Origin of the sequence: Selenomonas sp. oral taxon 920 (assembly GCF_001717585.1) — a bacterium.
In the GTDB taxonomy this organism is placed as follows: Bacteria; Bacillota; Negativicutes; order Selenomonadales; family Selenomonadaceae; genus Centipeda.
In genome coordinates this window covers 272,055-285,367 of sequence record NZ_CP017042.1, presented here as the reverse complement: position 1 = coordinate 285,367, position 13,313 = coordinate 272,055, and the positions used below count along the sequence as shown (strand labels likewise).

Annotated in this window: 13 protein-coding genes; 1 reads left to right on the top strand and 12 read right to left on the bottom strand. The window is 59.7% G+C overall.

Annotated features, from left to right (window positions below):
• Positions 1–58: 58 nt before the first annotated feature.
• The 12 genes from BCS37_RS01300 to BCS37_RS01245 form a co-directional block, all read right to left on the bottom strand.
• Positions 59–1,111, bottom strand: coding sequence for a glycosyltransferase family 9 protein (locus tag BCS37_RS01300; protein WP_107528572.1), 1,053 nt, complete (start codon positions 1,109–1,111; stop codon positions 59–61).
• Positions 1,108–2,010: a DUF535 family protein gene (locus tag BCS37_RS01295; RefSeq protein ID WP_069179786.1), complete on the bottom strand. Its 903-nt coding sequence runs from the start codon at positions 2,008–2,010 to the stop codon at positions 1,108–1,110. The genes BCS37_RS01300 and BCS37_RS01295 overlap by 4 nt, the downstream gene beginning before the upstream one ends.
• Entirely contained in the window at positions 2,007–2,786 is a 780-nt protein-coding gene (locus BCS37_RS01290; RefSeq protein ID WP_069179785.1) for a glycosyltransferase family 2 protein, read from the bottom strand. Before BCS37_RS01290 ends, BCS37_RS01295 begins: the two co-directional genes overlap by 4 nt.
• Positions 2,787–2,824: 38 nt before the next feature.
• Positions 2,825–3,331, bottom strand: a complete 507-nt coding sequence (gene gmhB / locus BCS37_RS01285; RefSeq protein WP_069181513.1) for a D-glycero-beta-D-manno-heptose 1,7-bisphosphate 7-phosphatase — start codon at positions 3,329–3,331, stop codon at positions 2,825–2,827.
• Positions 3,321–4,292 (bottom strand): ADP-glyceromanno-heptose 6-epimerase, encoded by a 972-nt coding sequence (gene rfaD / locus BCS37_RS01280; protein WP_069179784.1) that lies wholly within the window; start codon positions 4,290–4,292, stop codon positions 3,321–3,323. The genes gmhB and rfaD overlap by 11 nt, the downstream gene beginning before the upstream one ends.
• Entirely contained in the window at positions 4,289–5,287 is a 999-nt protein-coding gene (gene rfaE1, locus BCS37_RS01275) for a D-glycero-beta-D-manno-heptose-7-phosphate kinase (protein WP_069179783.1), read from the bottom strand. Before rfaE1 ends, rfaD begins: the two co-directional genes overlap by 4 nt.
• A gap of 39 nt (positions 5,288–5,326) precedes the next feature.
• Positions 5,327–6,529, bottom strand: a complete 1,203-nt coding sequence (locus BCS37_RS01270) for a glycosyltransferase family 9 protein (protein ID WP_069179782.1) — start codon at positions 6,527–6,529, stop codon at positions 5,327–5,329.
• A complete protein-coding gene (locus BCS37_RS01265) occupies positions 6,526–8,556 on the bottom strand; it encodes an LTA synthase family protein (RefSeq protein ID WP_069179781.1) in 2,031 nt (676 codons plus the stop codon). The genes BCS37_RS01270 and BCS37_RS01265 overlap by 4 nt, the downstream gene beginning before the upstream one ends.
• 50 nt (positions 8,557–8,606) lie before the next feature.
• Positions 8,607–9,629, bottom strand: coding sequence for a glycosyltransferase family 9 protein (locus BCS37_RS01260; protein ID WP_069179780.1), 1,023 nt, complete (start codon positions 9,627–9,629; stop codon positions 8,607–8,609).
• Positions 9,630–9,726: 97 nt separating this feature from the next.
• Entirely contained in the window at positions 9,727–10,191 is a 465-nt protein-coding gene (gene rfaE2, locus BCS37_RS01255; protein ID WP_069179779.1) for a D-glycero-beta-D-manno-heptose 1-phosphate adenylyltransferase, read from the bottom strand.
• Complete coding sequence (locus BCS37_RS01250) at positions 10,185–11,183, bottom strand: bifunctional heptose 7-phosphate kinase/heptose 1-phosphate adenyltransferase (protein WP_069179778.1); 999 nt, start codon at positions 11,181–11,183, stop codon at positions 10,185–10,187. Before BCS37_RS01250 ends, rfaE2 begins: the two co-directional genes overlap by 7 nt.
• On the bottom strand, positions 11,177–12,703 hold the full coding sequence (locus BCS37_RS01245) for an LPS-assembly protein LptD (protein ID WP_069179777.1): 1,527 nt from the start codon (positions 12,701–12,703) through the stop codon (positions 11,177–11,179). Before BCS37_RS01245 ends, BCS37_RS01250 begins: the two co-directional genes overlap by 7 nt.
• Positions 12,704–12,898: 195 nt before the next feature.
• Here BCS37_RS01245 and BCS37_RS01240 point away from each other — a divergent pair, with 195 nt between their 5' ends.
• Positions 12,899–13,309, top strand: a complete 411-nt coding sequence (locus tag BCS37_RS01240) for a hypothetical protein (protein ID WP_069179776.1) — start codon at positions 12,899–12,901, stop codon at positions 13,307–13,309.
• The last annotated feature ends 4 nt before the right edge of the window (positions 13,310–13,313 follow it).

Below are 13,313 nucleotides of genomic sequence, written 5' to 3'. Positions count from 1 at the left end.
TATCCATATGAAAACCGCAGTGAGAAGCTCTCACTGCGGTTTTTTGCAGAATATCCCCTTATGTCTCATCCAAATATGCGGTGCACGCCGCAATAATCGTGTCGGGCTTCACATGGTAGAGGCAGTCGGGCTGAGGATAGCTTGGGCAGTCCGTCTCCCCATAGCTGCACGGGCAGCACGGCTCATGCGAGGAAAATACCGCGGCACGCTCGCTGATTGGATGCCAGCGGCGCGGCGAGGTGCAGCCGAACATGACCACGAGTGGAACGCCCGTCACTGCCGCAATATGAGCACCGCCCGTATCCACGCTGACAAGCAGGTCAAGCTGCGCATAGAGCGCCGTGAGTTCCATGAGATTCGTCTTCCCGCAGAGGTTTTCAACAGGAAGTCCGATCGCCTGAATCACTTCCTCGGCGTAGGCATGGTCACCCGGTGCGCCCGTCACGTAGAACGCCGCGTCATAGCGCGCGTGGAGCGCGCGGACGACCTCCACGAAATACTCCTTCGGCCACGTCTTCAGACCGAATGTGCCCTTGACGCAGAGTCCAATCCTTCGTTTCCCCGCAGCAGACGAGAGAAGTTCCGCTGCCTTTTCCCTCTGCTGCTCGGTCGGAGACGGCAGAATCGGACGCTCGTGCCCCTCCCTGCCCGTAAAGCTGCGGATGATCTCCTGATACGTCTCGGCCTGCAGAGTTTCGTCGAGATTATACGTGATCGGGACGGTATTCGTATAGAGCCACGTCACGCGGCTCGGCCGCGCGTCCAGGACACGCGATGGACCGACGCGTACGGGAATCCCCGCGAGCCAGCAGAGGAGTGCAGTGCGAAGTTTGCGGTCGAACGATATCGCAAGATCAAATTTTCGGGCACGCAGTTCCTGCACCATCGCCCACATCCGGCCGGCAGCGTTCTGCTTTGCCTTGTAGTCAAAGAGGATCACATCGTCAATCACAGGGTTGTGCTCGATCACCTCGCGCACAATGGGGCGCGACAGCATCGTAATGCGCGCGTTCGGATAGATCTTTTTGAGCAGAGCGATCGCGCTTGTCAAGAGGATGACATCACCGAGGTTCACCATCGCGTAAACGAGAATGTTATGATACTCCCTCACGATCGCAGAACCTCCCCCACACGCGCGGCAATCTCCGCATCCACCGCATCGAGGAACGCAAACCGCCGCCGATAGACCGCGCGCTTGCGCGTCGGCACCTCCTCCATCGTCTTGCGCGGCAGGATCAGCGGCAGCTCGTAGAACCTCTCATCCTCCGTCTGCCAGCCGCCCGCCTCTTCCCAGAACGCGCCGAAGTCCGTCTTGAGCTTGCGGTCGCGGAGGATGTGATTGTTCGCGTAGTAGCCCGCATTTGATACGGCGCAGAGACGCTGCACGCCAAGTGCGCGCGCAACCGCCTGCACCATATAGAGGATAAGATTCTTCGTGCGGAAACGGTGGGCGCGCTTCGTCATCTCGCGGACGAACGCCTGCGCGTCCTCCGTATTCGGCCCCTGCATCGCGCCGATCACGAGCGTCGGCTGACCATCCTGCTGCGCGATCCAGAAGACGATCTGATAGAGATGCGTACCGTCCACATCCATCATGACGGAGAGAAGCCCCTCCTTGCGCTGTCCCTGCTCGAATTTCAGATAGGCATTCCACCGCATATCCGTTTCGGACGCGCGCCAGATCTCGTGTGCCGTATCATAGCTCAGGCGCACAAAATCCGCGGGCTTCATCTTCTGCTCGAGATAGGCATAATGCGCCCGAATGAGGTCAATGCGCGTGCGCACCGTCGAGCCCGCATAAAAAAAGGCGCGCGTCGCCTGCTCCAAGGGGTAGGGATTGCGCGCGTAGAGTGCTCTGCGCAGCTCTGTTTCCTGAAAGAATCTCCAAAGTTCCCGCAGCGTCTTCCAATACAGAACTGCCCGCACGCTGAAGATCAGTGCACGCCGCCCCTCTCTGATGTTCCGAAGCCGATACGCCCGACGTGCCACATCGCTGATTTCTGCAATCATGAAAGCGCCCCCGTATGCCGATTGCTTTTCCCAAGATAGTAGAACTTCGTATATTTCGACATGGTGTAAAAGAAATGAAACGCGGCGAGCACAAAGCCGATGCGTCCATCCATAAAGCCGCCGCGCAGGATATACATGCGAAACCAAGCCCACAGGGGGTGCAGCAGGATGTTGATAAAATATGCTGTTTTCCCCGCATCGTGGAGTTTCTGCGCGGCAAGTGTACTGTAGACATTCATCTTGTTGAAATAGTGCTCCCAATCCCGATATGTGTAGTGAATCAGGCAGTATTTGTGCGGCAGCTTGATCTCCCGATAGGGATGGCAGATCTTCGGGTGTACGAGCCCCTCCACGGTCGTCCCCTCGCGCGGCAGAAGCCGCACGACATAGTCCGGGAACCAGCCTCCGTGCCGAATCGGCTGCTCCCACAGATAGCTCAGACGCGCGTTCGCATAGGCACAGCGGCGGTCATCGGCGACGACAATCTCCGCGATGCGCTTTGCAAGCCCCGCCGTTACACGCTCGTCTGCATCCAGAAAATAAATCCAGTCACACGATGCCTGCGTTACGGCAAACGTCTGCTGCGCCCCCCAGTCGCCGTTCATGGCATGCGCAACGACACGCGCCCCCATGCCGCGTGCGAGTTCGGCTGTGCGGTCCGTGCTGTGATCGTCAATGACAACGACCTCCCGCGCAAAGGATACGCTGCGGATGCACTCCTCAATATTCTTTTCTTCGTTTTTCGCCAGAATCAGCACAGAGAGATTGCTGGTCATACTATCGCCTCTCTTTTCCATGATCGGCAGATGGAAAATCACCGATGCTCCAATGCACTCTGTACACAGGCGCACAAACTCCCGCCTGTATAGCACACCCCCCGCACACCCGCAGCCTCGGCAGCGGCGACATCGCTCGCCGCGTCACCGAAGAGGACGGAGGCAGCGGGGTCGATATTGTGCTCTGCGATCGCCCTGAGGATCATTCCGGGTGCGGGCTTGCGGCAGTCACACATCGTTCGGTAAGCGGGCACGCTCCCCTCCGCATGATGGGGACAGTAGTAGAATGCGTCAATGTGTGCGCCGTACGCAGCAAGCTGTACATTCATCCAGTCGTGCAGACGGTGCACGGCAGCCTCGTCATAGTAGCCGCGTGCGATGCCGCTCTGATTCGTGACGACGACGACGAGATAGTCATGCACATTCGCCCAGCGGATGGCATCCATCGCCCCCTCGATCCAGACGAAATCTGCAGGATCGTGGAGATAGTGCACATCCACGTTCAGCGTGCCGTCGCGGTCGAAGAAGACCGCCTTATTCTGCATAGGAGAAATATCCGCCCGCATTCAGGAAGTCGCAGTACTTCTTGACCGCCTCCTCCATCGGGGTGAAGCCGCCGTCGTAGCCCGCAGCGAGGAGTGCCGTCGTATCTGCCTGTGTGTAGTTCTGGTACTTGCCGCGCAGCACCTCGGGGAAGTCGCGGTAGACAATTCGCCCCTTGCCGAGCGCGGCAATGACAGCGCGTGCTGCCTCGTTGTAGCTGTGCGCAGCTCCCGTGCCGCAGTTGTAGACACCGCTCTCGCCGCCGTTTTCGAAAAAGTGCAGATTCACACGCACCACGTCGCCGACATAGACGAAATCACGGCGCTGCTCGCCGTCCGCAAGCCCGTCCGTCCCACGAAAGAGGCGCGCCTCACCCGTCTCCATGATCTGATGGTAGAGCTGGTAGAAGATCGACGCCATCTTGCCCTTGTGGTGCTCCTGCGGACCATAGACGTTGAAGTACCTCAGTCCGACAATGGGGCTGCGTGCCTCTGGGATCACCTGCCGCACGTAGCGGTCGAACGCGAGCTTCGAGAACGCATACGGATTAAGTGCATCCTCACATTTCCCGCCCTCGGTGAAGCCGTTCTTGCCGCCGCCATAGGTCGAGGCGGAGGAGGCATAGAAGAACGGGATGCGTGCACCCATCGCAAAGTGCAGGAGTGCCTTGGAATAGGAGTAGTTCTCCTTCATCATGTAGTTGACATCGTACTCCATTGTGTCCGAGCACGCGCCCTCGTGAAAGATCGCATCGATGTCCGTGCCGTCAAAATCCCCCTCCTCGATGAGGTGGAGGAAGTCGTCCTTCTGCTGATAGTCGATGAAGTGCAGACCGCGCAGATTCTTGTAGTTCTTGCCATCCCCAAGATCATCGACGATGAGGATGTCCCTGTGCCCGCGCGCATTCAGTGCGTGAACGAGATTGCTGCCGATAAAGCCGGCACCGCCGGTGACAATAATCATCCATTTACCCCTTCCTGATGCTCAAGTACCTGAAGAAGCTCTTCCCGATTGACCGCATAGGTACCGAGTTTCGAAACGACAACACTCGCCGCGAGGTTTGCGAGATAGGCGCCATCTGCCGGCTTCAGCCCGCCCGCGAGTGCGAGCCCGAACACGGCGATCACCGTATCGCCCGCACCGGAGACATCAAAGACCTCCTGCGCCTTCGTCGGGATATGGACAACCTCCTCGCCGTGGACCAGCGAAAGCCCCTTCGAGGAGCGCGTGAGAACGACGTTGCGCAGGCTGAACTTGCGCATGGCGTAGCGCGCCGCCTTTTCGACCTCGAAATCGTTGTTCGCAATCGGTTCGAGCATGATCTCGTTGATTTCCTTGATGTTCGGCGTGATGTAGTCGACATCCTTGTACTTCAGCCACTGTGCCCCCTTCGGGTCGACGATGACGGGCACGCCGTGGTCGTGCGCCGCGCGGATGATGTGCTGGCACGCAAACTCCGTGCATGCGCCCTTGCCGTAGTCCGAGATGATCACGCAGTCCATGCTCTCGTTCAGCTTTTGGTCAATGTAGGCAAGATACTGCTCAGCGTAGTCGCCGTCGATCGGGCTCGCATCCTCAAAGTCGAGGCGCAGCATCTGCTGATGCCCGCCGATGATGCGGATCTTCGTCGTGGTCGGGCGCTCCGTACGGACAAGCCCCGCGTAATCGATGCCGCGTGCAGCAAATTTCTCGAGGAGACTTTTGCAGTGTGCGTCGTCGCCGACATAGCCCGCAATGCTGACATTCGTCCCGAGAAGCGCGAGGTTGTGCGCAACGTTTGCCGCGCCGCCGAGAGTCTCGCGCGTGCCCGTTACGTGCGTAATCGGCACGGGTGCCTCGGGCGAGATGCGCGTGACCTCACCCGAATAGTATTTGTCAAGCATGACATCGCCGACGACGAGGATGTTGCTGCGCCCACTCTTCTCCGCGACCGTTGCGCGGATCTTTGCCATATCCATGAGAACGCTCCTATCTGTTATGGAAACCATCAAAAGATATCAGTCAAATCCATGTGCTTTGAGCCCTGCGGGCAAAACGGGACGGACAACACGTCCCGCCGCCCCCCTCGGTGCAAGGGCAAATGAGCCGTTCGCCTGCTCCGCCACACGCGTCTCAAAATCCGTCGGACGCACGAGTTCGCATGCGGGACGCTCCCCGTTCTCCGCGAGCATCTGATCCGCATATTTCAAAATCAGCGTGGGCGGCATCTGCTTCATGCACTTCATATACTCTGCCTCCGCAAGCGGACATTCGTGCAGGCGGCAGGGATGGCACGGAACGGGCGCGCGGACGGAAATGCTCTTCTCGTCGTAGGGGTAGAAACCCGGAATCGGCGATGCGCCGAACATACAGAGAACGGGCACGTTCATCGCAACGCCGACGTGCATCGGCCCCGAGTCCGTTGTGATGAAGAGGATGCAGCGGCGAAGAAGTCCTGCGAGCACACCAAGACTGACCTGCCCCGTGAAGATGTGCAGATGCGGATGATCCTTCTCCCGCATCTGTGCGCGGCACGCTGCGACCATCTCCACATCCGTCGGCCCGCCCATGACTGCGAGATGGTAGCCGCGCGCGAGGTACGTATCCGCAACCTGCGCGAAATAGCCGTCCTCCCAACGCTTCGTCCGCCAGCTCGCGCCGATGTTGAGCGCAATCACCTTGTCCTCCGGCGCAAAATGCGCTGCCCAGAGCCGCGCCGCCTCCGCCTCGGCAGCGGGCGGCAGCCACATCTCGAGCCCTGCATCATCGATCTCCCCGATGATGCCCGCCGCACGCAGTGCCGCGTAGTGTGAGTGCACCTCGTGCATCACCATGTGCTGATCGGGGCTGACGTGATCGAACAGGAGGGAGAAGCCGGGCTTTGTATAGCCCACAATGCGTTTTCCCCCGCTGAGTGCCGCGAGCGCGGAGGAGCGCTCGTTGCGGTGCAGGTTGACGACGAGATCGTATTTCCTTTCCCGCAGGCGGCGCGCAAAGCGCATGATGCCGAGGAAGCTCCGGTCGCGGCCCTTCTTGTCGATCAGCAGACATTCATCGATGTGTGCATTTTCCTGCACGATGTCCGCGAGAATCCGATCCGCAAGGAGTGTAATGCGTGCGGCGGGATAATTGTGCCGCAGCGTGCGCAGGACGGGCGTCACAAGCATGAGATCGCCGAGATGCATGAGGTTGATAACGAGAATATTCCGATATTCGCTCATTGTCCCTCCAACGAATCGCCATGTTCGATCAGCTGCCATGAGAGCGTCCGCAGAATGGACATCCGTGCATGCAGAAGCTCATGGGCGGCAGAGCCATCGCCCGCAGTTCCGCCCGGCAGCTGCTCCGTCCGTGTCCCGTCAACCGTTCCCATGAGATTTGCAGTCAGGAAGTAGTCGCGGTTGAACGCCGCCCCCATACTTCCCTCCGTCAGCGGCGGCGCAATCGAGACGTAAGAAAATCCTGCGGGTGCGATCAGTTCGAGCAGCGTCGGAACGATATTCGTATGACCGCCCACCACATCGGGCGGCAGGATGTCCGGCGCAACGCCCTGCCCATACAGGACAAAGGGAACAGACTGGTACTCATACATGGTCGGCGTGCGCGACGGATTCATGCGCACAGCATGGTCACCCGTGATGACAAAGAGGCTGTCCGGATACTTCGCCATCGTCTCATGCACGAAATTCGTGACAATCTTGTCCATATACCAGTAGTGCCCGAGCTCGAGCGCAAGTTGGTTCGGATCGTCCACATTCGGAATCTTTGCCGCCTCCGTGCGCGCATTTTCAAGGTCGAACCCCTCCGCCGCGACGTCGATATCGTAGGGCGGATGGTTTGACACCGTCATGATAAGGTGCACCGTCGGCGGCTCATCCGCAAGATGCTGCCCGAGCGCCGCAAAGAGCTGTGCATCCGATGTGCCCCACGTATTCACCTTTTCCGCATGAAAATCGGGATAACCGTAGAAGTGGTCAAAGCCCTGCGCACGGGAAAAGCGATCCATTCCCTCCCACGAGGGCACGCCGCCGTACCAGAAATCAACGGCATATCCGAGCTGTTTGAACTGCGGTGCCATCGCGGTCGGATAGACCTCTTTCAGACTGCGCGGCACATAGTTGACGTGCTGATTGACCTCGGACAGCCCCGTCACAAGCCCCGTAATTGCAACAGACGTAAAGTCTCCGTTCGGCATGAAACGGCGCGAATAGTAGGCATTCGGCTCTATGATCAGTCCCTTGATCCCATCGGCGGCGTGCAGTGCCGCGTATGGCGCGAGCATCGGCCACTGTGCATACGTCTCGCCGAGAACGATAAAGATGTGACGCGGCTGCGGAATACGTGCGCCCGCTGCCGTGCGCGTCAGATAGGGCGTGAGCGTGTCTGCGGCGAGATCCTCATGCCCCGCCGCCGCACGCGCGAGTTCGCGTACGCGCGCCTTTTCGACACCTGCGATCTCCCCGCTGTTGAGCCGCTTCTGCATTGAGTACACGCGGTAGAGCGCCTGTCCGTCGTCCAGAATACACTCGTTGAGGAAGGCATCGCTCGTCACGCCCGCATTCTCCCAGTTGATGCCGCGTGCATAGGTAAAGCTCCCGCCGAAGCGCACAAAGACAAACAGCGCCGCAAAGGCCAGCAGCATACCGAGCGAAAAGAATGCGCGCCGTGCACCCGAGCGGAGCATAGGGAGCGCATATGTCCCGCGCACGATGAGAAGCTGACGCAGGAGACAGAAGGACAGCGCTGACAGCAGGAGGGCGGCTGCAAATCGCCAGACAAAGCCGTACTCCTGCACGAGCATCAGGAAAATCGTGGGGATATCGTCATTCAGCCCTGCCGTTACCTGCAGGTGAAAGCCCGTCTGATACTGTCGGTAGAACGGAAACCGCGCCTGAAAGAGCACGGCAAAGGCAAATGCCGCAAGTGTCCCCCACGCGAGGCGCAGATGCTGCAGTGCACGGGACAGGCGCGGTGCGATGAGGAGCGGCAGCGTACAGAGGACAAACGCGGGCAAGGCAAGTGCACCCGCCGTCTTGAGCGAGAGCCGCAGCCCCGCCATGAGGGCAACCCCTACGTCTGCCGCCCCTGCGGCTGGGGACATATAGCCCGCCATGTAGAGCATGAAATACGCACGATAGATGCAAAGCGTCAGCAGCAGGAAGGCAAACAGCTTCAAGTCACGCTGTGCGGCATCATAGAACGCCGCCAACCGTCCATATTGCCGCGTTCTGTATCGTTCAATGCGCATTCTTCGCTCCGCTCCTTTCTTTTTATTCCGTAAAATCCTGCGGTCCCGTCTCAGTGCCGAAGAAGGGGGCGCATCTTTGCCGCGGCCTCCTCCACGCTAATCGCCGCGAGACAGTCGAGCCCCTTCGGGCAGGCACGCTTCCAACATCCGCGGCAGGGATGGTCGGCCTCGATCGCATTTTCGAGCTGACCGTAGGGCCCGTTGCGGTTCGCATCGGTTGGCCCCATGAGCATGACCGTCGGTGTACGAAGCCCCGCCGCGAGGTGTACCGGTCCCGTGTCGCCGCCGAGGACAAGCGCCGCACGCGTGAAGACGTGTGCGAGCTGCTTCAGATTCGTCCGTCCGACAAGATTCACAGGCGGAATCCCGCTCGCTGCCATAATATCCTGCGCTATGCTTTCATCCAGGCGCCCGCCGCCGATGAGGACGGGGACATAATGTGCATGGTAGAGACGGTCACAGAGTTCTGCAAAGTGCTCCGCCGGCCAACGCTTGTTCGGCCAGTTCGCTCCGATGGCAAAGGCAACGAACGGCCGCCCCTCCCGCACGCCCTCACGCGCAAGGAGCGTGTCTGCCGCCGCCCTGTCCCGTTCAGAAATCGCGACGGGAAAGCGTACCTCGCGCACTGCACAGCCAAGCGCACGTGCGACATCGAGGCAGCGCTCGACAATATGCCCCTCCGCGTGTGCTCCACGCACGGGGCGGCTCACAAGATGCGCCCCCTCACGCATATTCGCCGTGCCGATGCGCAGTTTCGCACCGGCATTAAAGACGATTGCCGCCGACTTGAAAAGCCCCTGCAGATCAAGCGAGGCATCGTAGGAACGCGCGCGCAGCCGCCGGCGGAACGGGCGAATCTCACGCAAAAAGCCGCCAAGACTGCGGAACTTTGCCTTCTCGAACAGGATGAGTTCGTCAATGTACGGATTATCCTCAAGGATCGCGTATGCCGCCGGCTCCACCACCCACGTCAGATGCGCTGCGGGGAACTGCTCCTTGATGGCATACGAAACGGGCAGAGCATGAATCACGTCGCCGATCGCGCTCAGTTTCACGACCAGAATGTTCTTCATGCCCTGCCCTCCTTTCGTCATTGCACTGTTTGTTTTGGCTCTTGCCCCACGCGAACGCTTGTGCAGCAAGGCGTTTGCGCAGAATACGCGGCAGACACTACTTCTGCGCAGCCCGCGCGATGATGTTCGTCGTTGACTTTCCCTCGACAAGAGGAATAAACGCCACCTCGCCGCCGTGGCTCTCGACAATGCGCGCCTCGGGCAGCGTCTCACGCGTGTAGTCCCCGCCCTTTACGTAGACAGCGGGGCGCACCTTCGCAATCAGGGTTTCCGCCGTGTCCTCGTCAAAGATGACGACTGCATCCACCGACTGCAGCGCGCCGACAACCTCGGCACGATCCGCTTCGCTGTTCACGGGGCGCCCCGCGCCCTTCAGCCGCCGTACAGAGGCATCGCTGTTGAGGCCGAGGATCAGATAGTCCCCGAGCCCCCGCGCCGCCGTGAGATAGCGCACATGCCCCGCATGGAGGATGTCAAAGCAGCCATTCGTAAAGACGACGCGCTGCCCCGCCGCGCGCAGGACAGCGGCAAAGGCCTCAATCCGTTCGTTTGGAATCAGCATACACACATGCCTCCCTCTGCTGCGCTCACAGCAGCGCGCAGTTCCTCGGCAGCGACCGTCGCCGTCCCGCGCTTGCGCACAGCAATACCGGACGCAATGTTGCTGAGGCGCGCTGCCGTCCGTGGGTCGATGCCCGCCGAGAGCGCGAGGATCACTACGGCAACGCAGGTATCGCCTGCTCCGGACACATCAAAGATCTCGCTGTGATCGCTGACGGGAATATTCGTCGCTGAGCCGTCGGCAAGGAAGAGAGTCATCCCCTTATCCCCGCGCGTAATCAGTACGCCGTCGGCGCTGAGCCGCTCGCGGAGTTCCCGCCCCGCCGCGTGAATGTCCTCCTCGGAGCGCAGCGTACGCCCGAGCGCTGCCGCAAGCTCCGCATCATTCTGCTTGACATAGCCGATGCCTGCGTAGGAGAGGATGTCATAGCGCGAATCCACGATGCTCGGAATGCCCAACTTGCGTGCCTCCTCGATGACGAGCCGGCGTACGCGCGCGGTCACTGTCCCAGAGCCGTAGTCCGAGAGCACGACGCCGCGCACCTGTGGGAGCAGGGTACGGATGCGCGCAAGCAGCGCCTCCTCCGTCTCTGCGTCAAGCGGCGCGTGCCACTCGCGATCCACGCGTACGATCTGCTGGCTGACCGTTGCGCGCCCGCCTGCGATGATCCGCGTCTTCGTGATCGTCGGATGCGCTTCCGCGCGGATAAACTCTGTATGCACGCCGTTTTCGCCAAGCACGGCGAGAAGGGCATCCCCGCTGCGCTCCGTACCGCAGACCCCCACCGCATATGCTGCAGCGCCGAGCGTCGCGGCGTTGTTCGCGACATTTGCCGCGCCGCCCGCAACCACGCGCTCCTCTCGCTGCTCCAAGACGAGCACGGGGGCCTCACGCGAGATGCGCGCAATTGCACCGTCGAGGTAGACATCCGCCACCATGTCCCCGATGATAAGGACGGGGACATCCGCCATCTGTTCAAGTGCATTTACCATGGGGTGAACTCCCATTTGACCTTCCACGAATCCTGCTTCGAGCGGTACCGCAGGATGATCTGCGAACAGTGCAGATCGTGGAACCAGTAGTAGTCCACATCCGTCCACCGCTCGGGATCGACGGCGTACTTCATCCCCACCGCGATGCGGTTGCGCTCATTCAGCCGATAGCTCAGCCCCGCCTGCAGGACCTTCGAGTAGTCCTCCTGATCGAAGTCAAAGAGTGCGTTCTCCTTCGTGCTCTTCGAATAAAGCGCGCCGATATACGCTGCAAAACGCTCGCTGAAGGGCTTCGTGAGATAGGCACTCGCGTTGAATCCCTGTACGCGCGAGCCATCATAACTCTCGCGCGTGACGGAGTAGCCTGCCGCGAGATCGAGCCGATAGTTATGAAAGTGAATCGTATCATGTACGACGGAGATGCCGTATTTCCAATGGTTGCTGTGAATCCCGTCCGAATACCAGCGCCCGTACTCGGAGTAAAGGTTGTAGGAGATCGGTGTCCTACCGAGGCGGTGCCCGTAACCGAGGATGAGCGACGGCTGCTTCTTGATCGAGCCGTCGTCACCGTCCTCAAAGAGACCGTAGGTCAGGACAGCGCTCGCTCCGGCATTGTTCCAACCGAGGTCGTAGTGGCTGCGCCAGCCCTTGTTCGTCGTCACGTAGAGATTCGCACTCGCTGTCACATGCGGCGCGAGATCATACTCGTACGTCTGCTCCAGCCAGAGTCCGTCGTCGCTGTCATATCCCATCGTCGGAAAGTTCCGCTGCATAGGATGTGCCAAGTCCACCTCGTAGCGCTTCCTCGTGAAGATCACCTTGTTCTTGATCCAGAACTTCACATTCGTCAGCACCATGCGGTCACCAGGGTAAAGTTCCGCAACATCCGCGCTCATATGGTAGTCCGGCTTTTCGGCGGGGCACCGCGTCTGCGTGCCGTCGTAGGCCACGATCCTGTCCGGATAGAACTCGAAGCGCTTGCCCGTCATATAGTAGCCGCCGACCTTACCCGCAGCCTCCGCCATCGTCCCCTCACGCGTCTTGTAGTTGTAGTTGATGCGGTAGCCGTCGAGCGTCACACGCGCTTCGCCCTTCGTCAGTTGGAGCAGGTGCGCGCGGTCGGGGACGGAGACCGCACCCGTGATGGTGTTCCCCTCCACGTAGTCCCCCTGAAAACGTCGTGCTTCGAGCTGCATGATGTCCACATGCCCCTTTGCCGTGAACTCACCCGTACGCTCATCATAGGTGAGGTCGTCGCCCTCGAATGCGACCGGGGACGGCGCCCCCGCCGTCACGGGATGGCGCAGATGCCGCCCCATCTCCTCCACATCCGCGAGCAGCTTCTTCTGCTCATCCGTGAGACGGTTCTCACGCTCCTCCCGCCGCTCGTTCTCGATGAAGTCCAAATGCTGAAAGCCGGTGTCCGAGGTTCCATTGAAGGCGGCATCGGCCCCACTTGGAAATACGGCACAGGCGGCAGTCAGTGTCAGTAGGATGCGCGTTTTCATAAGCTCGGTCATCGGCGCGTTCTCCAGTCTTTATAAAGTAGTTTGACGTTCTTATACTACATCATAAACGAAATTTTCGCAACTGAAAAGAGCTCCTGCGCCCGTCACACCCCTGCAGTCTCATACAAGATAAATTTGACGCACAAAAATTTTTCCTCTATAATAATTAACATTAGGATTTTCACAATGGAAGGAGGCGATCCGTACATGCAGCGTTTCACAGCAAGCGCGCTTCTGCTTGCTGTCACCCTATGGATCGTGGGAGTGGGCACATGCGAGGCGGCGGAGGATATGCGCTTCGTCGATGCCGAGGATAATACGGGCTACTACGTCGACGCCGCGAGCGTCGTCCGCGTCTCGGACGCAGAGCGCGTCGCTGTCATCGCCGTTGTGAAGGCGGATGAGAACCGCCGCTATCTTTATCGTACACGACTCAACCCGCAGGCAGGAACCTATCAGTTCATCTCCACGCAGGTCGAGGTCTATGATACGAAGGAAGTGCTGCGCACATCGCAGGGCATGGACACACCGCAGCGGTATATGCCGTCCTCCCCGTTCAGAAACATCGCAGACTTTATTGAGGAGCTGCTGAAAGAAAAACAGCCGCAAACAAAGTAGAGGA